Below are 19,235 nucleotides of genomic sequence, written 5' to 3' on the forward strand. Positions count from 1 at the left end.
CTCGGCGAATCAGAGGGGGAACCAATACCGTGCCCGACAGCAGCTGGGTAGGTTGCTGCTCTGTTGGCCGCTACGCGGCGCTCAGAACGGTGGGTGTCCCAATTTCTTTGATGCATAACGCCGCCAGCAGGGGCAGACAAAGCGCGCAGCGGTTTGGCTGTCCCTCTGGCTGGCCTTGTTAGAAGTTGCTGGTATCAACTTTAAATTTCCGGTTCAAGGCAGAGATAATTATTATGGTGAAATAACCAATAAATATCACTGCGATGATGGTTCCAATTACCTTGAAGAAGGTTACAAATCCTGACTCATCATGTTTAGATTTAGGTTCAAATTGCTCGAATTCAAAAAGGGTATTTGAGAACAGATTTGGACCCGTTAATAATATAGATTCAAATACCGGATGGGATATTAAGCAATATACGTACAAGCTATCTTTTCGCTGAATATCGCCAGCCGAGAAAGTAAGGATGCTACTACTGAACGTCTCTTGAGCATTAATTTTATTTACTGGCAAGGTCTCACATTTTGATACTGACGACTCTCCAAAGTTGATCCTGACAACCACGTCTTTAGCGACACTTAGTGAATTGTTCTGAATCTGAGCAAAAAATGCTGATTCTATAGCGGTATTAATAGGAGGGACGTAAACATTTGAAATGGTTAGGCTAGCAGTATCTTTAGATTTCTCTGCTTCCTTCTTCTCTTCAACGATTTTTCTATCTTCAGCTTTTCCATCGAGATGAATATAAAGTCCTATCGCACCAGTAATTGCTGCTGCAATAACCGCTCCCCAGAAACCATATTTGGCAGATTTGGACTCCACTTTGTTTATTTCTCCTTGAACTTCTAACGCCCTGTTAAGGTGTGAGCAACGCAATACCGATGCCACCGCATACCACCTTAAACACCAAACACAACGCATAGTAAAAATGCCACGCGTTGCGAATCACTCTTAAATAGTTTGTTAGATTTCTATACGTGGTAGCCTACATTTCTCATTTCTATCTTTAGTTGCTCTTGCCAATTGAGGCTTGCATCCATCCCAACGTAAACTACACCACTGATGTCGTTTGGTGTTTCGATGTCCCCTTTAACAACAGCACAAACTCGTGGGCGACCTAATTTACCAATAAGGTATCCATGCTCAAACACAACATTTTGGCGCGCACGATACCGACCACTTAAAGCCCCCACTTTAGCTCCTGTATCGCATGGCGTGTAGAGTACAATACCGAAACCAACATTTGAGTAATGCTCGATCTTTTCAATAATTGTCATTCCAGAACTTGCCTGCATATGCAAAATGATTGGCTGTAAACCTAAACTAGAAATGAAACTTGCAACATCTAGTTTTGCTATATCGTCGTGCCCATGAACAATGAATACTTGAGAATTATTAAACCCCTTATCATCTTGACTGTCAGGCTTAACAACAGGCGGAGGAGGCATTCGCCGCTGTATGGCGGCGTTTACTTGAGCTTGGTTTAAATATCCACGCCTCATGAGAATTTCAAAAATAGGCTCATCTTTGACTGCCCAATGCGTACGAGATAATTCGAAACGCCCTAAGTCAATGTCAACGCGCATAGACTCAATTGCGCCAATTTGGAGGCTAGGAAAAATAGGGTCAAATTCATAGCTGAGTACAACCGAGCTTTTTCTAACCCTGATATCAGTAATGTAGCCAATCCGAGTTTCGACCGATTCGTTTTCAGTTACAAATAGCGTGGGGAAACTTTTTAGTTCTTCAATCGCATTCTTATCGAAGAACTTATACCGCTCACTAATTTCATCGGCTGTGTACTCTACAATCGCTCTACTACGATCGCACTGATAAGGAGTGAGATCCCACGTTTCAGGGTCATGGGAAATAATTAAGTTAAACAATATACAATCTCCATTCTCATGGGCTCAAATGAAATCTAACGCCCGCTTAAGTGGTGAGCAACGCTACCACGAAATTTAATTATTGCATCGTAAACACAAAAGCCAATTCAAACCAAAACCGCCGAGCGTTGCGAATCCGCCTTAAAGCGTTTGTTATGCTTCAAGCTGAGGGGGCATAAGCATTCAAAACAAAGAACACTACAACACCTGCAACTATTACGAGTACATTTTTCAACGCTCTACGACTAAGGGCATAAGACTCTCCAAGCTCATCATCTACGTAGATTTGAGGCTGAAGCGCTGAGAAAACAATTGATAAGCCTACTAACGTAAAACCCATGAGAAGAAAATAGATAAACTTCCAATATGACGGAAACTTACTAGTATCATACTTCCTTAATAATCGGCTCCCCTCAATATTAGGAGTTCTAACATAAGCACCCGCACCGATAAATGACAATGTCCATATATCCATCAATGTCGGTGGAATGTCTATTGAAAACGACCTGCCAATTAAGCCAAACACCTCATAAGCGACGTATCTATAATAGGATATGAAATCGTGAAAGATAGACGATACCCCAACATTACCAACATGTTGGAGGAGGCTAATAACACTAATGGTACTAAGAACTATAGATAAATAACGAAGTGTATCTTTCAACTAGAACCTACCATTTCCTCATGAAGCATAACAGTGATTAGATGGAAGGCGGTACTAATCCGTTAGCAGAGAATTCTATATAACTCCGTAACATTTCAATCGCCGCCAAGTAAAAATTATCATTAAATCATAATGTTAACAACGTTCTTATCGTTCGCGGCGTATTCGCTTGACTTCCTCTTTTTGCGCCACCATGAGTACTGTGTGAAAAAACAGTTCGTGGGTTACGCAAGGAAAGCGCCGCCAAACCACGACTGCGTAAACAGCTCAGAATCAGCATAAGGCCATCACCATGTTGAGTCGGTCGTTGTGGGCAACGTTCGCTTATCTATTCCATCCGGCAAGGCTACCGCCCCTGAATTTCAGCCTTCAGTCTGCTGCTTTTTACCTGTGAGATTGCACTGGCCTGGCCCATGGGTGACTCCGACGAGACGGTTGCCAAACGGATATATTAGCGAGTGAAATCGGGGAAGGAAGATCGGGATGATGGTTTCCTGAGCAAGATCAATAAATTAATCACCAACGCGTTAGCGAAATTTGTAGCGAAATTTGGACACCCACCTTTCTGAGCGCCACAACTGACACCAGCCGCCTTCGCTACTGACGGGCACGGTATTGTTGACCCCCTGCAAGCCGCCGAGGGGAGGAAGCAAGGTCAGGAGCGCCATCAGGGATGATGGCGCAGCTGCAGCGGGGCAGGGATGCCCCATCTGCGGCGGTCCGCCCGACCTTGTGACCGACCCGAGGGAAACCGCGCAGCGGTCGGGTTGGCGGGGGAAAAGACCTTTGGTGACTTTGGGTCTTTCCAAAGTCACTCGCCAAAGCCCGCAGGGCGGGCGAAAAAATGTCGAGGGCGGAGCCCTCGTGTCCCATGCGGCGCAGCCGCATCGAGAGGCTGGTCGTAGGTGAAGTGCTCGACTGAGCGCCTCCAGATGGGCGGGCGAAACCCCGCGTAGCGGCAATCCCGCAGGGATTGTGATGCTCGTCGTAGGCAAGGAGCTCGACCGAGCTCCTCCCGGGGCGTCGGCTACAACTTCACCATAATGTGCCGTGGCACCGTGTAGTCCTCCAGCGCATAGAGGGAGAGATCCTTGCCGTAGCCCGACATCTTCATCCCCCCGTGGGGCATCTCGGTGGCGAGCATAAAGTGGGTGTTGATCCAGGTGCAGCCGTACTGAAGGCCAGCGGCCACCCTGTGGGCCAGCCCCAGATCCCGGGTCCAGACCGAAGAGGCGAGGCCGTAGTCCGAGTCGTTGGCCCACTGCACCACCTGCTCGGCGTCGCTAAAGCGGGTCACCGAGACCACGGGGCCGAACACCTCGCGGCGCACTATCTCGTCCTCCTGACGGGCGCCGACGATCAGGGTCGGCTCGTAGAAAAAGCCGTTGCCCGCGCGCATCCGCCCGCCCGTGGTCACCTCCATGTGGCCGCTGGAGACGGCCCGCTCGACGAAGCTGGCCACCCGGTGGCGCTGACGGTCCGAGATGAGCGGCCCCATCTCGACCCCCTCCTCGTGTTGGCTGCCCACCCGGATAGAGGCCACTGCATCCGTCATAGCGGCGACGAACTTGTCGTAGATTTTGCCCTGGGCATAGATGCGGCAGGCGGCGGTGCAGTCCTGCCCCGCGTTGTAGAAGCCGAAGGTGCGAATGCCCGCCACCACGGCCTCGAGATCCGCGTCGTCGAAGACGATCACCGGCGCCTTGCCGCCGAGCTCGAGATGGGTGCGCTTCATGGTGCGCGCCGCGCTCTGCAAGATCTTCTGGCCGGTGGCGATGTCCCCGGTGAGCGACACCATGCGCACCAGGGGGTGCTCCACCAGGGGGGCCCCCACGCTCTCGCCGCGCCCGCAGATGACGTTGACCACCCCGCGCGGGAAGATCTCGCTGGCCAGCTCCGCCAGGCGCAGGGCGGTGAGCGGGGTCTGCTCCGAGGGCTTGAGCACAACCGTATTGCCGGCGGCGAGCACGGGGGCCATCTTCCAGGCCGCCATCATCAGGGGGTAGTTCCAGGGGGCTATGCTGCCCACCACGCCGATGGGGTCGCGGCGGATCATGCTGGTGTGACCGTCCAGGTATTCGCCGGCCAGGGGGCCGTGCAAACAGCGGGCGGCACCGGCAAAGAAGCGAAAGCAGTCGACCACCGCCGGCAGCTCGTCGCCGAGCACGGCGGCGTAGGGCTTGCCGCAGTTGAGGGATTCCAGCGCCGCCAGCTCCTCGGCGTGCTCCTCGATGTCGGCGGCCAGGCGCAGCAGCAGGTTGCTGCGGGTGGCCGGCGTGGTGTGGCGCCAGCTGCCGAAGGCGCGCTGGGCGGCGTTGACGGCGCGGCTCACCTGCTCGAAGGAGGCCTCGGGCAGGGCGACGATGAGCTCGCCGGTGGCGGGGTTGAGCACGGGCTCGCTTTGGCCCTCTCCCGTGACGAACTGGCCATCGATAAGCTGCTGGGTCGATATCTTCATAGAAAACCTTCCTTGGTGGTTAGCGAGCGGCGTCGTTGCCGTCGCGCGTCAGGTAATAGGCGAGCAGGATGGGCACGGTTGTGACCGCGACTATGATGAGCGCGACCACGTTGGTGACCGGCCGATCGCGCGGACGGATCAGCTCCTGGTACATCCAGATGGGCAAGGTGGTCTGCTGGCCTGCGGTGAAGGTGGTGACAATCACCTCGTCAAAGCTCAGGGCAAACGCCAGCATGCCGCCGGCCAGCAGGGCCGTGGCGATGTTGGGCAGGATCACGTAACGCACGGTCTGAAAGCCGTCGGCCCCGAGATCCATCGACGCCTCGATAAGGGATCTATGGGTGCGGCGAAAGCGCGCCAGGGCGTTGTTGTAGACCACCACCACGCAGAAGGTGGCGTGGCCGATGACGATGGTCCAGAAGCTGAAGGGGATCTCCAGCACCCCGTAGGCCGAGCGCAGCGCCAACCCGGTGACGATGCCCGGCAGGGCGATGGGCAGGATCAGCAGGAGTGACACCACCTCCTGGCCGAAGAAGCGGCTGCGGGCGATGGCGGCCGCAGCCAGGGTGCCGAGCAGCAGCGCCACCAGGGTGGCGAGGCTCGCCACCTCGAGGGACAGGCGGATGGCGCGCCACACGTCGGGCCGCTCCAGGGTGACCCCAATCCACTTCAGGGTGAGGCCGGGGGGCGGGAACTGGTAGCTCTTGCTCTCGGTGGTGAAGGCATAGAGGAAGATAAACAGCATGGGAAGGTGCAGGAAGGCGAGCCCGCCATAGGCGGCGAGGCGCAATCCGCTCCCGGCTCGGTCAAAGCGCATCGAAGGCCCCCAAACGTTTGGCCACCGTCAAGTAGATGGCGATGATGAGGATCGGCACCAGGGAGAAGGCGGCGGCAAATGGCAGGTTGCCGGCCGTGCCCTGCTGCATGTAGACCACCTGCCCGATGTAGAGGGTGGAGTTGCCGATGATGCCCGGGATGATGTAGTCCCCCAGGGTCAGGGAGAAGGTGAAGATGGAGCCCGCCACCACGCCCGGCAGCGCCAGGGGCAGCAGCAGGGTGCGGAAGGTCTGGCCCGGGGTGGCGCCGAGATCGGCGCTCGCCTCGATGAGCGAGACCGGGATCCGCTCCACCGCCGCCTGGATCGGCAGGATCATGAAGGGGAGCCAGACATAGACGAAGACGATAAAGGTGCCCAGGCGCGAGAACGAGAGCGACGGGCCGCCGATGGCCGGCAGGCTCAGCAGGGCCTGCAGCACACCGTCCAGCCCGAGCTGACCGGCCAGCCAGTTGATGGCCCCCTCCTTGGCCAGGATCAGCTTCCAGGCGTAGACCCGCACCAGATAGCTGGACCAGAGCGGCAGCATGATGGCGATGTAGAAGAAGGCCCGCTGCCGCCCCCGGGTATAGCGCGCCATGTAGTAGGCGATGGGGAAGGCGAGCAGGGCGCAGGCCAGGGTCACCAGCAGCGACATGGTCAGGGTGCGCAGGATCACGTCCCGGTTCTCAGGACGCGCCAGGTCGATGAAGTTTTGCCAGGTGAAGGCATAACGGATCTGGCCGCTGAACTCGTCGAGGCCGAAGAAGGCGTTGGAGAGCAGCATCAGGAGGGAGCCGGCATAGATGAGGCCGAGCCAGATGAGGGGCGGCCCGAGCAGGGTCCCCAGCAGCAGGCCGGAGCGGCCGTAGAGCAGGGTCGAGAGGCGCCGGCGCAGGGGGGCGCGGGGGGCATGGCTTGGCATGGTCAGGCTCGCACTGTTCATGGAGTCGCTCCCAGGGCGTGCACGGCGGGGGCCGCCCAGCTCAGAGAGACCCGCTCCCCGAGCGGCAGGCGGGCCTGTCCCTCGTTGGGGTGGTTGACGATGAGCTCGATGTCGCTGTCGATGCGCACCCGGTAGCGCACGTAGGGGCCGAGGTACTCCACCTCGCGCACCTCGCCGGACCAGCCCGGGGTGCCGGCCGTGGCGAGGCGGATCCGCTCCGGGCGCACCATCACCTGACCGCTGTGGCCGGTGAGGCGGCGGGCGGCCTCGCCCTCGAACAGGTTGACGCTGCCGACGAAGCGGGCCACGAAGGGGGTGGCCGGGGTGTCGTAGATGGTCTCGGGGGCCGCCACCTGCTCGATGCGCCCCTGATTGAAGATGCAGAGGCGATCGCTCATGGAGAGCGCCTCCTGCTGATCGTGGGTGACGAAGATAAAGGTGATGCCGAGCTGGCGCTGCAAGGCCTTGAGCTCGAGCTGCATCTGCTCGCGCAGCTTGAGATCGAGCGCCCCGAGGGGCTCGTCGAGCAGCAGCACCCGCGGCTGGTTGATCAGGGCGCGGGCGATGGCGATGCGCTGGCGCTGGCCGCCGGAGAGCTGGCCCGGGTGGCGATCGCCCACCCCGGGCAGGCGCACCAGCTCGAGCATCTCGTCGGCGCGGCGATAGCGACTGGCCCTGTCGACCCCCTTGATCATCAGGCCGTAGGCGATGTTGTCGCGCACATTCATGTTGGGAAACAGGGCGTAGTCCTGAAAGACGGTGTTGAGGGGGCGCTCGTAGGGGGGCAGGGTGGAGCACGCCTCCCCGAAGAGGCGAATGGTGCCGCCGGTCGGGTATTCGAACCCGGCCAGCATGCGCAGGCAGGTGGTCTTGCCCGAGCCGCTCGGCCCCAGCAGGGAGAAAAACTCCCCCGGTGCGATGGCGAGCGACACCTGGTCTACCGCCTTGACGGCCCCATAGTGGCGACTCACCCGTTCAAACTGTACCGCGTGCATGGATTGACTCCGAAGTGAGGGGCCGGCGTGACCGGCCCGGCAGGATCAGCGGCCGCCGAGCACGGCGATGTAGTCGGAGACCCAGCGGTAGTAAGGCACGCAGGCCCCCTGGGTCTGGCACTGGGTGGTGGGGGTGCGCCAGAAGTGCACCTTGTCGAAGTTGTCGGCGCCGTTGGTCTGACACCCCTTGTCCCCGAGCAGGGCGTTGCCCTGACAGGCGGCGGGCACCACGGGCACAGAGCCAAACCAGGCGGCGAGATCCCCCTGCAACTTGGGATTGAGGGAGTGCTCGAGCCACTGGTAGGCGCACACCGGGTGCTTGGCCTCGCTGTGCAGCATGGTGGTGTCGGCCCAGCCGGTCACCCCCTCCCTGGGCACCACGGTGGCGACGGGCTGCTTCTCTGCGGCCAGCGTGTTGGCCTGGAACGGCCAGGAGCTCGACGCCACCACCCCTTCGTTCTTGAAGTCGTCGATCTGCACGAAGGCATCGTGCCAGTAGCGCCCCACCAGCTGGCGCTGCTGGCGCAGCAGATCCAGGGTGGCCTTGTACTGATCCTCGTTCAGTTCATAGGGGTCCTTGATACCGAGCTCGGGCTTGTGGGTCATCAGGTAGAGGGCGGCGTCGGCGATGTAGATGGGGCCGTCGAAGGCCTGGATGCGTCCCTTGTTGGGCTTGCCGTCCGGCAGGGTCTGGGGCTCGAACACCACGGACCAGGAGTCGGGCGCCTGGGGGAAGACCTTGGTGTTGTACATCAAGACGTTGGAGCCCCACTGGTAGGGCACCCCGTAGTGCTTGCCGCCCACCTTGTGCCAGGTGGCGTTTTGCAGGCGCGGGTCTATCTTGTTCCAGCTCGGGATGCGCGAGAGATCGATGGGCTGCACCTTGCCACCGGCGATGAGGCGCAGGCTGGCATCCCCCGAGGCGGTCACCAGATCGAAGCCCCCTTCGTTCATCAGGGCCACCATCTCGTCGGAGGTGGCGGCGGTCTTGACCGTTACCTTGCAACCGGTGGCCTTCTCGAAGCCGGTGACCCAGTCGTAGTTCTTGTCGGTCTCGCCCCGCTCCACATAGCCGGCCCAGGCGACGATATCGACCTGCCCCTCTCCTTGCGGTGCTGCGTGCAGTGGCAGTGACGAGGCCAGTAATCCGAGGCAGAGTGCGCGCGCTCTCATGGTGCTCTCCTTGCATCTTGTATGGGGTGTTGGGTGATTAACATCCTGTTAACGCACTGATGAGCGTAGGAGAGGGGGCGCGTAATGAGAATTTCAATTTTTAGGCGGGTAGCTATCGGGAAAAGTGATATCGACTTCGAATGAAGCCCGCTTGTTACATGGTGGCGCAGGCCCTGCGCTCCTGTCGGTTCGCAGCGCTATCGGGTCGGGCCGAGCCGGGCGCGTAGCCGCCCCTGCTCCTTGGCGATCTCGATAAACTCCCTGGCCTCCCAGGGCAGGTGGGATCCGCGTCGCCACACCAGGCCGATGTCGATGGCCGGGATGGGCTCTTTGATCTCCCGCGCCTCGACTCGCTCCTGCTCCAGAGACCAGGGGCGATAGGCAAAATCTGGCAGCAGGGCCAGTCCCAGGTGGCTGGTGACCAGGCTGCGCACCGCCTCCACCGAGCCGGTACGCAGCACGATGCGCGGGCGAAGGCCATAGCGGCGCAGGCCCGCCTGGATCACCTGCTCCATCTGATCGGCGGTGAGGGCGATGAGGGGCTCCTCGGCCAGCTCGGTGAGGGAGAGACTGGGCTGGGCGCACAGGGGGTGGTTGGCCGGCAGCCAGAGGCGCAGGGGGGATCGGGTCAGCAGCTCGGTCTCAAAGGCCTCGTGGCGGATGGTGCGATTGGTCATCAAGAGCCCCACGTCGATCTCGCCGTTGACGATCTGATGCTCGAGAAAGGCCTGTTCATCCTCTTTCACCTCTATGTTCACCCCGGGAAAGAGGCGGCGAAAGCGGCCGAGGGCGTCGGAGAGGTAATAACCCGCCACCAGGCTGGTGACGCCGATGGTGAGGCGCCCCTCCTCTTCCTTCGCCGCCCCCTTGAGGGAGTGGGCGGCGTCGCTCATGGCGCCGAGGATGCGGCGGGCGTGCAACAGGAACTGGTGCCCCTGGGGGGTCAGGGTCACGCCGCGCGGCCCCCGTTCGAACAGGGTGGCGCCGACCCCCTCTTCGAGCTCGCGAATGGCGCCGGTCACGGCGGATTGGGAGATATGCAACTCCTGGGCGGCGCGGCTGACCGAGAGACAATCGGCCACCGCCACGAAGTAGCGAACCTGGCGAAAGGTGAAGTTCATCGGGCGTCCTGCCTCGGGCTCTCTTGCCGCACTGACCGGCGGCGACCATGGGGTGGGGGGCTAAAAACGGCGGGGCCCGAAGGCCCCGCGTATCAGGGATGGGGGTGTTCGAGATGCTCTTCGAGCAGCTCTTCGAGTTCCCGGTGCAGCAGATCTTCGTCGCCGACGTTGAGCTCAATCATGCGGCGCAGGTGGGTGGCGCTGTCGATATCCAGGTGGTGGCAGTAGAGGCCGAGCTTCTCGTCGTCCAGATGGGAGAGCTCCACCTCCATCTTGATCTCGATCTCGCTGCCGGCGAGATGGAAGGTGAGGTGGTAGTCGAGGCTCTCCCCATGGCTCCAGTCAGACGGGCGGCGGATCAGGGCCCCCTGAAGGGAGATGTCGATAAGCTCGGTCTGCCAGTGGCGCTCACCCTGGCTCAGGCGAGCGGGGGTGGAGTAGAGGATCCGCGAGAAGCGGCGGCGCTCGGACATGTGGCTCTCCTCAATGGTTGCCGGTCATCTCTTTGCCAAGTGTAACCCAGCCCGCGAGGGGCGGCAGTGAGCTGACTCGGAAAAACGACCTACTGGGTGGGGGCGGTCAACTGCTCGAGCAGTTGCAGCGCCTTGACCAGCTGGTCCTCCTGGCGGAAGCGCTCCTCGAGCACAGGGCCGAGGCGGTTGAGATCCTCGTCCAGGCTCAGCAGGTCATCGTCCTGGGCATCGGCGTACTTGTCGTTGAAGCGCAAGGCGAAGTCGGTGCAGGCGCGCAGCTTGGGATAGATGCTCTGGGCCAGCTCCAGCTGCTCACCCTTGGCGTTCTCGTAGGCGTGCATCACATGGTCGTAGATCTCGAAGTGCCCGGCGCTCACATAGTCCACCAGCAGATCGCAAAAGCCGGTGATGGCGTCACAACAGGGAAGGGAGCGCGCCTTGCTGCGCTGGGCCGACAGTCCCGCCAGCTTCATATACTCCACCAGCAGGGTCTGGCGGGCGTCGAGAAAGGCATCGATAGCGCTGTGTTGCCCCGCATATTTCTGCCTGGTCTGCTCCAGTTTGCTCAGCATATCCCCTCCATGGTGCATGCACGATGCGGCACTCTAACAAATCTATAACTATGTAAATTCCCCGCGAGCGTCAATAGCCGGATGAAGAGGATATGCAGCCCGTCTCCCCGGGAGTACCATGTCCTTTCGGTTGTTCATGGACAAAAGGCATTCAGATCATGGGGTTAAATAGCGGGTCGGGATTCTGGTTCATCCTGGGCGGTGAGGCTCGCCTGTGGCTCGAAGAGGGGCGCTTGCCCGGGGTCGTGCCCGCCGCCTTCGCCGATCGCCGCGCCGAGCCTTTCGATCACTGGCAGGGGCGCCCCTGCTATCTGCTCGATCTGGGGGAGGGGGAGCCGGGAGAGGGCTTTGCCCCCCTGCGCTCCCTGATGGAGGCCGGCGACGAGGAGGCCTTTCGCCTCGCCGGTCGCGCCTGGCAGCTGGTGAACTTTCGCCGCAGCCACCGCTTCTGCGGCCACTGCGGAGCCCCGGCGGTCCCCGCTGATCGGGAGTGGGCCATGGTCTGCCGCGAGGGGCACACCGTCTATCCGCGTCTCTCCCCCTGCATCATAGTGGCGGTGCGCCGTGGCCCCGAGATTCTGCTCGCCGCCCACCGTCGCCACCATCAGGCGGTGGATCCCATGTACACCGTGCTGGCGGGGTTCGTCGAACCCGGGGAGAGTCTGGAGCAGTGTGTGGCACGCGAGGTGTTCGAGGAGAGCGGCATCCGGATCACCAACATCCGTTATGTGGCGAGCCAGCCCTGGCCCTTCCCCCACAGCCTGATGATGGGATTTCTGGCCGACTACGAGAGCGGTGAGCTGACGCTGCAGGAGGAGGAGCTGGTGGATGCGGATTTCTTTCGGGCCGGGGCCCTGCCCCGTCTGCCGCCCCACGGCACCATAGCCCGCCGGCTTATCGCCCTGACCCTGGCGGCCATCGAGGGCGAGCCCTCCTGACTTTGCGCTCTCTCACACTTTGGCGGTCCCGCCCACGGCCCCGGGGTGGTACAATGTTGCACTTTCGATACCAGATTGGATGTAGGGATGAGTGAACTGAAGAATGATCGTTACCTGCGCGCCCTGCTGCGCCAGGAGGTCGACATGACCCCGGTATGGATGATGCGCCAGGCTGGCCGTTATCTGCCGGAGTACAAGGCAACCCGTGCCCAGGCCGGTGACTTCATGTCCCTGTGCCGCAACGCCGAGCTGGCCTGCGAGGTGACTCTGCAGCCCCTGCGTCGTTACCCGCTCGATGCCGCCATTCTCTTCTCTGACATCCTCACCGTGCCGGATGCCATGGGTCTCGGACTCTACTTCGAGCAAGGGGAAGGCCCCCGCTTCGAGCGCCCGGTGCGTTCCCTGGCCGACGTGCAGGCCCTGCCGGTACCGGATCCGGAAGACGAGCTCGGCTATGTAATGAACGCGGTGCGCACCATCCGCCGCGAGCTCAAGGGGGAGGTGCCGCTGATCGGCTTCTCCGGCAGTCCCTGGACCCTGGCCACCTACATGGTGGAGGGGGGCAGCTCCAAGGCCTTCACCAGGATCAAGCAGATGATGTACGCCGATCCCCGGGCTCTGCACCTGCTGCTCGACAAGCTGGCCGACAGCGTCATCCTCTACCTCAACGCCCAGATCCGCGCCGGTGCCCAGTCGGTGATGGTGTTCGACACCTGGGGTGGGGTGCTGACCCCCCGCGATTACCGCGACTTCTCCCTGCACTACATGCACAAGATCGTCGATGGCCTGATCCGCGAGCACGACGGTCGCCGCGTGCCGGTCACCCTGTTTACCAAGAACGGTGGCCAGTGGCTCGAGCAGATTGCCGCCACCGGTTGCGATGCCCTGGGGCTGGACTGGACCACCGATATTGCGGACGCCAGGCGCCGGGTCGGTGACAAGGTTGCCCTGCAAGGCAACATGGATCCCTCCATGCTCTACGCCTCACCCGCGCGCATCCGTGAAGAGGTGGGGAGCATACTCGCCGGTTTCGGCAAGGGCACCGGTCACGTCTTCAACCTGGGTCACGGCATCCATCAGGATGTGGACCCGGCCCACGCCGGCGTCTTCGTCGACGCGGTACACGAGCTCTCACGCCCCTATCACGGGGGCTGATGAGGCAACAAAAAGGGCCCATTCGGGCCCTTTGTTCTATCAGCTGTGTGGCGCGGTGACCGGCTCTGCCAGCCGCCACCCCTGCTCGGTGCGCACCACCCAGAGAGTGCTCTCCTGCGCTCTGCGCTCCCCCGCCTTGAACTCCCCGTAGCGGGATTCCAGGGTCATCAGGGGCAGATCCTGGTGAAACTTGCCATTGCCGTCGTAGACCAGATCGTCGTTGCTCTGGGTATCGAGTTCGGCAAAGTCCTTGAGGAAGTGGAGCTGATAGCGCACCGCCACCTTGTAGAGCCCCTCCTGGGTCTCACTTTGCTCCACTATGGTCAGATCCACCGGCTCCACCAGGGCGCTGCCAAGTTCGGCCTGCAGATGGGCCTGCACCAGCCGTTTCACCTCATCCGCTCCGGGCCCCGAGCTGCACGCGCCGAGCAGCAGGGCAAGCAGCCAAAACCATCTCTTCATGAATACTCCGGAATACAGCGCGAAACGGGAGGCGCGATTGTGCCACGGGGGAGGCCGAGGGGAAACCTCTCCCCGGTTACGGCTGCTCTCCCAGCACCTGATCCAGACGCCGGGCGAACGGCGCCGGCTCCATAAAGCCGGTGATGCGGCTGCCGGGCACCTCTTTGCCCTCTCGATCGAAGAGGATCAGGGTCGGCAACCCCAGCACCTTGAGGTCGTTGAGCAGGGTGACGTCGTCATCGTCGTTGGCGGTCACGTCCGCCTGCAGCAGCACCATGTTCTTAAAACGCTGGCGCACGGCCGGATCGCTGAAGGTCTTGTGCTCGAACTCCTTGCAGGCCACGCACCAGTCGGCGTAGAGATCGAGCAGCACCGGCTTGCCCCTGGCCTCGGCCAGACGGGCGGCCAGATCGTCACCGCGCTTGATACGGATAAACTGCGGCGCCTCGGGGGCAGCCACGGCCAGCGAGGTGTCGCGCCAGGTGTCGTGGGCGGTGACCACGGCGCCCATCATGGCGAGCAGCAGCACGAAGCCGCGCACGCTGCGCCAGGGGGAGTGGGGGGCGTGCTGATTGTGGTGATAGAGATAGCCACACAGCAGCAGGACCCAGCCAATCCAGGCCAGGGTGGTCACCTGGTCGCTCCACAGGCGTGACAGCAACAGCAGGGGCACCGCCAGCAGGGCGAAGCCAAACAGCTGCTTGACCCTGTCCATCCAGGCGCCCGCCTTGGGCAGCAGGCGACCGCCCGAGGTACCGAGCAGCAGCAGGGGCAACCCCATGCCAAGTGACAGGGCGTAGAGAGCGGCCCCCCCGAGCAGCAGATCGCCGCTCTGGGCCACGTAGAGCAGTGCCCCCGAGAGGGGAGCCGTGGTGCAGGGGGAGCAGACCAGCCCGGAGATCATCCCCATCAGGGTGACGCCGGCCAGGCTCCCTCCCTGCTGGCGGTTGGACAGACCCGCGAGTCGGGTCTGCAGGGCCGAGGGGAGCTGCAGGGTGTAGAGGCCGAACATGGAGAGGGCGAGCAGCACGAACAGCACTGACAGGGTGATGAGCACGGCCGGCGCCTGCAGGGCCGCCTGGAACTGCAGCCCTGCCGAGGCCACCACCAGACCGAGCAGGGTATAGGTCACCGCCATCCCCTGCACATAAGCCATGGAGAGGGCGAAGGCGCGGCCGGTAGAGAGGCGTGCCCCGGCCCCGGCGATGATGCCGGTGAGGATGGGATACATGGGGAAGACGCAGGGGGTGAAGGCGAGCCCCAGCCCCAGGGCGAAGAAGGCGGCCACGCTCAGCCACAACCCCTGACTGCCGAGGGTCGCGGCCAACTGCTCCTGTTCGCTGGCGGCCCGGGTCGTCGTGTCGGGTGCCCCGGCCGGTGCGTCGGCCGCGATGGGCTCAATGGTGATGATCTTGTCGGTCGGCGGGTAGCAGAGTCCCTCGGTGCACCCCTGATAGGAGAGGTGCACCCTGCCCCCTTCGCCTGCGGTGAGCAGGGTGAGGGGAATGGTGACGCTCTGGGTGTAGATCTCGCTCTTGCCGAAGAAGTCATCCTCATGGGGGAGGCCGGCGGGAAGCTCGGGCTCGGCGAAGGTCACCCCCTCACCCTTGAAGGAAAAGCGGTGGCGATAGAGGTAGTAGTCGTCGGCGATCTGCAGGGTCAGCAGCAGCTGTTTTCCCTCCTGGCGGCTCTCCAGGCGAAACGCCTCATCCACCTTGAGAAAACGGGGAGCCTGCTCGATACCGAGGGCACCGAGCAGATCGTTCGAGGCGGCCTGGGTCGGCAGGGTGGTGCCCAGCAGACAGGCGAGCAGAAGGAGCAGACGGATCATCGGGTCTCCTCGGCCAGCCAGGCGAGATAGGGGGCGTGACCACCGGCCACGGGCAGGGTGAGGATCTCCGGCACCTGATAGGGGTGATGGGCCAGAATGCACTCTGTGATGGCGCCCTGATGGCGGGCCGTGCTCTTGATGATCAGCTGGATCTCGCTGGCGCGCTCTATCTTGCCTTCCCAGCGGTAGACCGAGGTGACGGCGGGCAGCTGGTTGATACAGGCGGCGAGACGGGCTTCGAGCAGGGCCTCACAGAGGCGGTCGGCACTGGCGGCATCGGGGCAGGTGCAGAGCACCACTATGGCTTCGGTCATGGCTGGATCGGGTCTGTGAAACGAGGTCACTACTATACAAGTCGGCCATCAAAATGACAGCCATTCAGCCTGCGCAATCCCCCCTCGACGGGTGGTGGACGACGCCCCGTGTCGGGTGCAAAATCCCAGCTGGATGTTGGGGGATGTGGATGACAAAGGACACTTATGACGCACAACAATGAACAGCAGCAGACTCGCAGACTGAACCTGATCCGTGACGGGGAGCGGCGCATGCTGGCCCAACTGCACGGCTTGCTGCGCAGCACGGTCGATGAACTGAATGCAGAGCTGGAGAAGGAAGAGCTCGAGCCGGTGACGGTGGAGCAGCTTCACAGGGTGATCCAGCAGCACCTCTTCGAGCGTCTGCACAAGGGGGATCAGCTGGCGGCGCGAGCCTTGCTGCAGCAGGCCCTGGCCGATGTCGAGGCGCGTCTTGCCGAGCCCGAGATGGAGGATGATCCCGCTTGACCCCTCCGGCCGGTTTTCAAACCGGCCTCTCTTTCTGCTTTTCTCTTGCGACTTTCAACTTTTTTGTTGCTGCAATGTTACGTTTGCTTTGGTTTTTAAAACCAACCTTTCGAATTTAACCAGCTAAAAATGCCATAAACCTGTCGCTCCATCAGTGCTTGTCGCTGAATTATCATGGGGTTCGTTTGGGTTTATGTGCTGTCCAGGCCGTTCCATGCGGTGATTAACGCTGTTATTGTGAGGCCCTTCACAGGCTCGAGTAGTCATATTCGCTGCTAGTGGAAAAGTTGTTTCATGGATGTTAAATCTGTGTCGCGCCATCACTCCAGTGATACAGGCTAAAAAAACGACAACAGACAGACACGGAAAATACAGACACGCAGGAGTCTCCAATAATGGAAAAGTCGCTTTCCTCCCGTATATTCATCGGCCTCTTCGTGGGGCTCTTGATCGGCACCGCCATCCAGTACCTGTTCCCGGGCAATGGCCTGCTCAATGAGTGGGTCGTCGGGACCGCCAGCGGTGTGGGCGGCATGTTCGTCTCCCTCATCAAGCTGATGGTGATCCCCCTGGTCTACATCTCCATCGTATGCGGGGTGTGTGAGCTCAAGGACGTGGCGAGCTTCGGTCGCCTCGGCTCCAAGACCTTCTTCCTCTATATCGCCAACACCGTGCTGGCGATCACCGCCGCCCTGACCGTCGGCCTGCTGCTGCAGCCGGGCCTGGGTGCCCATCTGCCGCTGGCGGCCCAGGCGGTCGACATCGGCGACACCACCACCCCGGACATCGGCAAGATGATCATGAATATCGTGCCGAGCAACCCGATCCAGGCCTTTGCCTCCGGTGACATGCTGCAGATCATCTTCATGGCGATCCTGACCGGTCTGGCTATCCAGGCGCTGGATCACCGCGGCGGTCCGGCCGTCAACACCTTCAAGATCGCCAACGAGGTGATGATGAAGCTGGTCGGCCTGGTGATGAAGCTGGCTCCCTACGGCGTCTTTGCCCTGATGCTGCAACTGGGTGCCACCATGGAAGCGTCGACCCTGCTCTCCGTCGCCAGCTACGTGATACTGGTGGTGGCCATGCTGGTGGTCTGGATCTTCGTGGTCTACCCCCTGCTGGTGTGGGTGATGGCCGGGGTCAAGCCCTCCGAGTTCCGTCGCAAGACCCGTGAGCAGGTGCTCTTCTCCCTCTCCACCGCCAGCTCCAACGCCACCATCCCGGTGACCATGCGTACCCTGGTTGAGAAGTTTGGTGTCTCCAAGTCCATCGCCGGCTTCGGCGTGCCGCTCGGCGCCACCATGAACATGTCCGGTGTCTCCATCTACATCACCCTGGCGACCCTGTTCGTGGCCAACGCCACCGGCGCCACCATCCATACCGGCGACCTGCTGGCCATCGGCTTCACCGTGCTGATCCTCTCCATCGGTGCGGGCGGTGTGCCGGGTGGTGGTGTGGTGATGATCGGTGTGATGCTGATGCAACTCGGTCTGCCCATGGAGGCACTGGCCATCATCATGGCGGTGGATCGCATCAACGACATGTTCTGCACCTCCTCCAACGTGGTGGGTGACACCGCCGTCTGCGTGGTGGTCGCCAAGAGCGAGAACGGCATCGAAGCCGTGGCCGAGGAGGAGCAGGCCGCAGCCTGATCCCTTCCCAAGCCACACAGGGGCCCGCGATTGCGGGCCTCTTTGCGTTCAGGCGCTCTGGGGGATGGGGAAGATCTTGTCGTAGGCCAGGTTGTAGAAGAAGGCGTAGACCAGATAGAAGAGGGCGAAGCCCAGATCCATCAGCAGCGCCTGCCACAGGGAGAGTGAGAGCCACCAGGCGATGAGTGGCAGGCTGATGAGCAGCAGTCCCCCCTCGAAGCCGAGGGCGTGCAGCAGTCGCTCGTGCCAGCGCTTCTCGACTCGCCCCAGGTGGCGCGCCATCCAGCGATCCACCATCAGGTTATAGCCATAGTTCCAGACGGTGGCGATCAGGGTGAGGCCGATGGCCATCACCCCGGTGTGGCCCAGCTCCAGGCCCAATAACCAGCTGGCCAGAGGGGCGCAGAGGGCGACCCCGAGCAGTTCAAAGCCCAGGGTATGGCGCAGCCGGTCCGATCCGTTTCTCATCATCTTGGTTCACTCCGGTAGGGGGTTGCCGGCACTATATCGATGAGTAACGATAGAACTAAGTTAGAACCTATCTATAAAGGCGATAGATGACCCCCTCTCTGGAACAGTTGCGCACCCTGTTGGTGGTGGCGGATCAGGGCTCCTTCTCGGCGGCGGCCCGCCATCTGGGCAAGGCCCAGTCGGTAGTGAGCAGTGCCATTGCCAATCTGGAGATCGATCTCGATCTCACCCTGTTCGATCGCAGTGGCCGGATGCCGCGCCTCACCCCTCAGGGGGAGCGGATCCTGGCCGAGGCGCGTCTGGTGATGGCGCGCTGTGGCGAACTGACGGCCCTGGCCGGTGAGTTGGCCGCCGGAGTGGAGCCCCGTCTCACCCTGGCCGTCGACGACGACACCTGGCTCCCCTGGCTGGGGGATCTGCTGGAGGCGTTCTCCCTGCGCTTCCCGACGGTGGAGCTGGAGCTGCTCTTTCCCCTGCTCGAGGATCTTCATCAGCTGCTGCTCTCGGGGCGTGCCCAGCTGGGGATCAGTTATGAGCAACTGGCCCCCTCGCCCGATATAGTGGCGGCCCCGCTGGGACGGGTCACCATGCCGCTGGTTGTGGCCCCTTCTCACCCGTTGGCCGGGCAGCAGAGCACGACCCTGGACGCCCTGCAGGGGAGCCGGCAGATCATGGTGACCGGACGCCACGACGGGCAGGAGCGTCAGCGTTTTCGGGTGGCGAGTCGGGTCTGGTGGGCCGAGGGGGACATGGCGGTGCTGGAGCTGGTACGGCGGGGGCTGGGGTGGGCCAGCATCCCCGATGTGCTGGTGGAGGGGCCCCTGGCCCGGGGTGAGCT

General features: G+C 61.4%; 20 protein-coding genes. 5 read left to right on the forward strand and 15 right to left on the reverse strand.

Annotated elements, in window-relative coordinates; translation table 11 throughout:
- Positions 1-178 precede the first annotated feature (178 nt).
- From BN1133_RS20095 to BN1133_RS08850, 11 genes are all read right to left on the reverse strand, one after another.
- A complete protein-coding gene (locus BN1133_RS20095) occupies positions 179-889 on the reverse strand; it encodes a hypothetical protein (protein ID WP_153006790.1) in 711 nt (236 codons plus the stop codon).
- Positions 890-972: 83 nt separating this feature from the next.
- The gene (locus tag BN1133_RS19655; RefSeq protein WP_082177967.1) at positions 973-1,887 is read right to left on the reverse strand and encodes a TIR domain-containing protein; all 915 of its coding nucleotides are present in this window, start codon (positions 1,885-1,887) and stop codon (positions 973-975) included.
- 160 nt (positions 1,888-2,047) lie between these two features.
- Positions 2,048-2,551, reverse strand: a complete 504-nt coding sequence (locus BN1133_RS20100) for a hypothetical protein (protein ID WP_153006789.1) — start codon at positions 2,549-2,551, stop codon at positions 2,048-2,050.
- Between the two features lie 1,027 nt (positions 2,552-3,578).
- Entirely contained in the window at positions 3,579-5,009 is a 1,431-nt protein-coding gene (locus tag BN1133_RS08815) for a gamma-aminobutyraldehyde dehydrogenase (RefSeq protein WP_050666173.1), read from the reverse strand.
- 19 nt (positions 5,010-5,028) lie between these two features.
- Complete coding sequence (locus BN1133_RS08820; RefSeq protein WP_005347395.1) at positions 5,029-5,826, reverse strand: ABC transporter permease; 798 nt, start codon at positions 5,824-5,826, stop codon at positions 5,029-5,031.
- Complete coding sequence (locus BN1133_RS08825; RefSeq protein ID WP_050666174.1) at positions 5,816-6,769, reverse strand: ABC transporter permease; 954 nt, start codon at positions 6,767-6,769, stop codon at positions 5,816-5,818. The genes BN1133_RS08820 and BN1133_RS08825 overlap by 11 nt, the downstream gene beginning before the upstream one ends.
- Entirely contained in the window at positions 6,766-7,764 is a 999-nt protein-coding gene (locus BN1133_RS08830; RefSeq protein ID WP_050666175.1) for an ABC transporter ATP-binding protein, read from the reverse strand. The genes BN1133_RS08825 and BN1133_RS08830 overlap by 4 nt, the downstream gene beginning before the upstream one ends.
- Before the next feature lie 45 nt (positions 7,765-7,809).
- The gene (locus BN1133_RS08835; RefSeq protein ID WP_050666176.1) at positions 7,810-8,937 is read right to left on the reverse strand and encodes an ABC transporter substrate-binding protein; all 1,128 of its coding nucleotides are present in this window, start codon (positions 8,935-8,937) and stop codon (positions 7,810-7,812) included.
- Positions 8,938-9,134: 197 nt separating this feature from the next.
- Positions 9,135-10,058, reverse strand: a complete 924-nt coding sequence (locus BN1133_RS08840) for a LysR family transcriptional regulator (protein WP_050666177.1) — start codon at positions 10,056-10,058, stop codon at positions 9,135-9,137.
- A gap of 92 nt (positions 10,059-10,150) precedes the next feature.
- Positions 10,151-10,531: a PilZ domain-containing protein gene (locus tag BN1133_RS08845; protein WP_050666178.1), complete on the reverse strand. Its 381-nt coding sequence runs from the start codon at positions 10,529-10,531 to the stop codon at positions 10,151-10,153.
- 89 nt (positions 10,532-10,620) lie between these two features.
- Complete coding sequence (locus BN1133_RS08850; protein ID WP_050666179.1) at positions 10,621-11,103, reverse strand: Rsd/AlgQ family anti-sigma factor; 483 nt, start codon at positions 11,101-11,103, stop codon at positions 10,621-10,623.
- A 158-nt stretch (positions 11,104-11,261) separates the two neighbouring features.
- Here BN1133_RS08850 and nudC point away from each other — a divergent pair, with 158 nt between their 5' ends.
- Both nudC and hemE read left to right on the forward strand, forming a co-directional pair.
- Entirely contained in the window at positions 11,262-12,041 is a 780-nt protein-coding gene (nudC, locus tag BN1133_RS08855; protein WP_050666180.1) for an NAD(+) diphosphatase, read from the forward strand.
- Positions 12,042-12,128: 87 nt separating this feature from the next.
- Entirely contained in the window at positions 12,129-13,196 is a 1,068-nt protein-coding gene (gene hemE / locus BN1133_RS08860) for a uroporphyrinogen decarboxylase (protein ID WP_050666181.1), read from the forward strand.
- A 39-nt stretch (positions 13,197-13,235) separates the two neighbouring features.
- On the opposite strand, the gene BN1133_RS08865 is transcribed toward hemE, so the two are convergent.
- From BN1133_RS08865 to cutA, 3 genes are all read right to left on the reverse strand, one after another.
- The gene (locus BN1133_RS08865; protein ID WP_050666182.1) at positions 13,236-13,658 is read right to left on the reverse strand and encodes a hypothetical protein; all 423 of its coding nucleotides are present in this window, start codon (positions 13,656-13,658) and stop codon (positions 13,236-13,238) included.
- A 76-nt stretch (positions 13,659-13,734) separates the two neighbouring features.
- The gene (locus BN1133_RS08870; protein ID WP_050666183.1) at positions 13,735-15,489 is read right to left on the reverse strand and encodes a protein-disulfide reductase DsbD; all 1,755 of its coding nucleotides are present in this window, start codon (positions 15,487-15,489) and stop codon (positions 13,735-13,737) included.
- The gene (gene cutA / locus BN1133_RS08875; RefSeq protein ID WP_050666184.1) at positions 15,486-15,803 is read right to left on the reverse strand and encodes a divalent-cation tolerance protein CutA; all 318 of its coding nucleotides are present in this window, start codon (positions 15,801-15,803) and stop codon (positions 15,486-15,488) included. The genes BN1133_RS08870 and cutA overlap by 4 nt, the downstream gene beginning before the upstream one ends.
- A gap of 165 nt (positions 15,804-15,968) precedes the next feature.
- On the opposite strand from cutA, the gene BN1133_RS08880 reads away from it, so the two are divergent.
- Together BN1133_RS08880 and BN1133_RS08885 are read left to right on the forward strand one after the other, a co-directional pair.
- Positions 15,969-16,271, forward strand: coding sequence for a hypothetical protein (locus BN1133_RS08880; protein WP_050666185.1), 303 nt, complete (start codon positions 15,969-15,971; stop codon positions 16,269-16,271).
- Positions 16,272-16,666: 395 nt separating this feature from the next.
- Positions 16,667-17,926, forward strand: a complete 1,260-nt coding sequence (locus BN1133_RS08885) for a dicarboxylate/amino acid:cation symporter (protein WP_050666186.1) — start codon at positions 16,667-16,669, stop codon at positions 17,924-17,926.
- Positions 17,927-17,974: 48 nt separating this feature from the next.
- On the opposite strand, the gene BN1133_RS08890 is transcribed toward BN1133_RS08885, so the two are convergent.
- Entirely contained in the window at positions 17,975-18,397 is a 423-nt protein-coding gene (locus tag BN1133_RS08890; RefSeq protein ID WP_396021149.1) for a PACE efflux transporter, read from the reverse strand.
- 86 nt (positions 18,398-18,483) lie between these two features.
- Here BN1133_RS08890 and BN1133_RS08895 point away from each other — a divergent pair.
- Positions 18,484-19,235: LysR family transcriptional regulator (locus tag BN1133_RS08895; protein ID WP_050666187.1), on the forward strand; the 752-nt coding region annotated here is incomplete at its 3' end.

The sequence above is a fragment of the Aeromonas schubertii genome, assembly GCF_000820105.1.
Classification (GTDB): Bacteria; Pseudomonadota; Gammaproteobacteria; order Enterobacterales; family Aeromonadaceae; genus Aeromonas; species Aeromonas schubertii.

Coding starts and splice junctions, on each gene's coding strand:
- BN1133_RS08840 (WP_050666177.1), bottom strand. CDS start 10,058: ATGAACTTCACCTTTCGCCAGGTTCGCTACTTCGTGGCGGTGGCCGAT.
- BN1133_RS08850 (WP_050666179.1), bottom strand. CDS start 11,103: ATGCTGAGCAAACTGGAGCAGACCAGGCAGAAATATGCGGGGCAACAC.
- nudC (WP_050666180.1), top strand. CDS start 11,262: ATGGGGTTAAATAGCGGGTCGGGATTCTGGTTCATCCTGGGCGGTGAG.
- BN1133_RS08830 (WP_050666175.1), bottom strand. CDS start 7,764: ATGCACGCGGTACAGTTTGAACGGGTGAGTCGCCACTATGGGGCCGTC.
- cutA (WP_050666184.1), bottom strand. CDS start 15,803: ATGACCGAAGCCATAGTGGTGCTCTGCACCTGCCCCGATGCCGCCAGT.
- BN1133_RS08885 (WP_050666186.1), top strand. CDS start 16,667: ATGGAAAAGTCGCTTTCCTCCCGTATATTCATCGGCCTCTTCGTGGGG.
- hemE (WP_050666181.1), top strand. CDS start 12,129: ATGAGTGAACTGAAGAATGATCGTTACCTGCGCGCCCTGCTGCGCCAG.
- BN1133_RS08825 (WP_050666174.1), bottom strand. CDS start 6,769: ATGAACAGTGCGAGCCTGACCATGCCAAGCCATGCCCCCCGCGCCCCC.
- BN1133_RS08865 (WP_050666182.1), bottom strand. CDS start 13,658: ATGAAGAGATGGTTTTGGCTGCTTGCCCTGCTGCTCGGCGCGTGCAGC.
- BN1133_RS08845 (WP_050666178.1), bottom strand. CDS start 10,531: ATGTCCGAGCGCCGCCGCTTCTCGCGGATCCTCTACTCCACCCCCGCT.
- BN1133_RS08890 (WP_396021149.1), bottom strand. CDS start 18,397: ATGATGAGAAACGGATCGGACCGGCTGCGCCATACCCTGGGCTTTGAA.
- BN1133_RS08835 (WP_050666176.1), bottom strand. CDS start 8,937: ATGAGAGCGCGCGCACTCTGCCTCGGATTACTGGCCTCGTCACTGCCA.
- BN1133_RS08870 (WP_050666183.1), bottom strand. CDS start 15,489: ATGATCCGTCTGCTCCTTCTGCTCGCCTGTCTGCTGGGCACCACCCTG.
- BN1133_RS08880 (WP_050666185.1), top strand. CDS start 15,969: ATGACGCACAACAATGAACAGCAGCAGACTCGCAGACTGAACCTGATC.
- BN1133_RS08820 (WP_005347395.1), bottom strand. CDS start 5,826: ATGCGCTTTGACCGAGCCGGGAGCGGATTGCGCCTCGCCGCCTATGGC.
- BN1133_RS08815 (WP_050666173.1), bottom strand. CDS start 5,009: ATGAAGATATCGACCCAGCAGCTTATCGATGGCCAGTTCGTCACGGGA.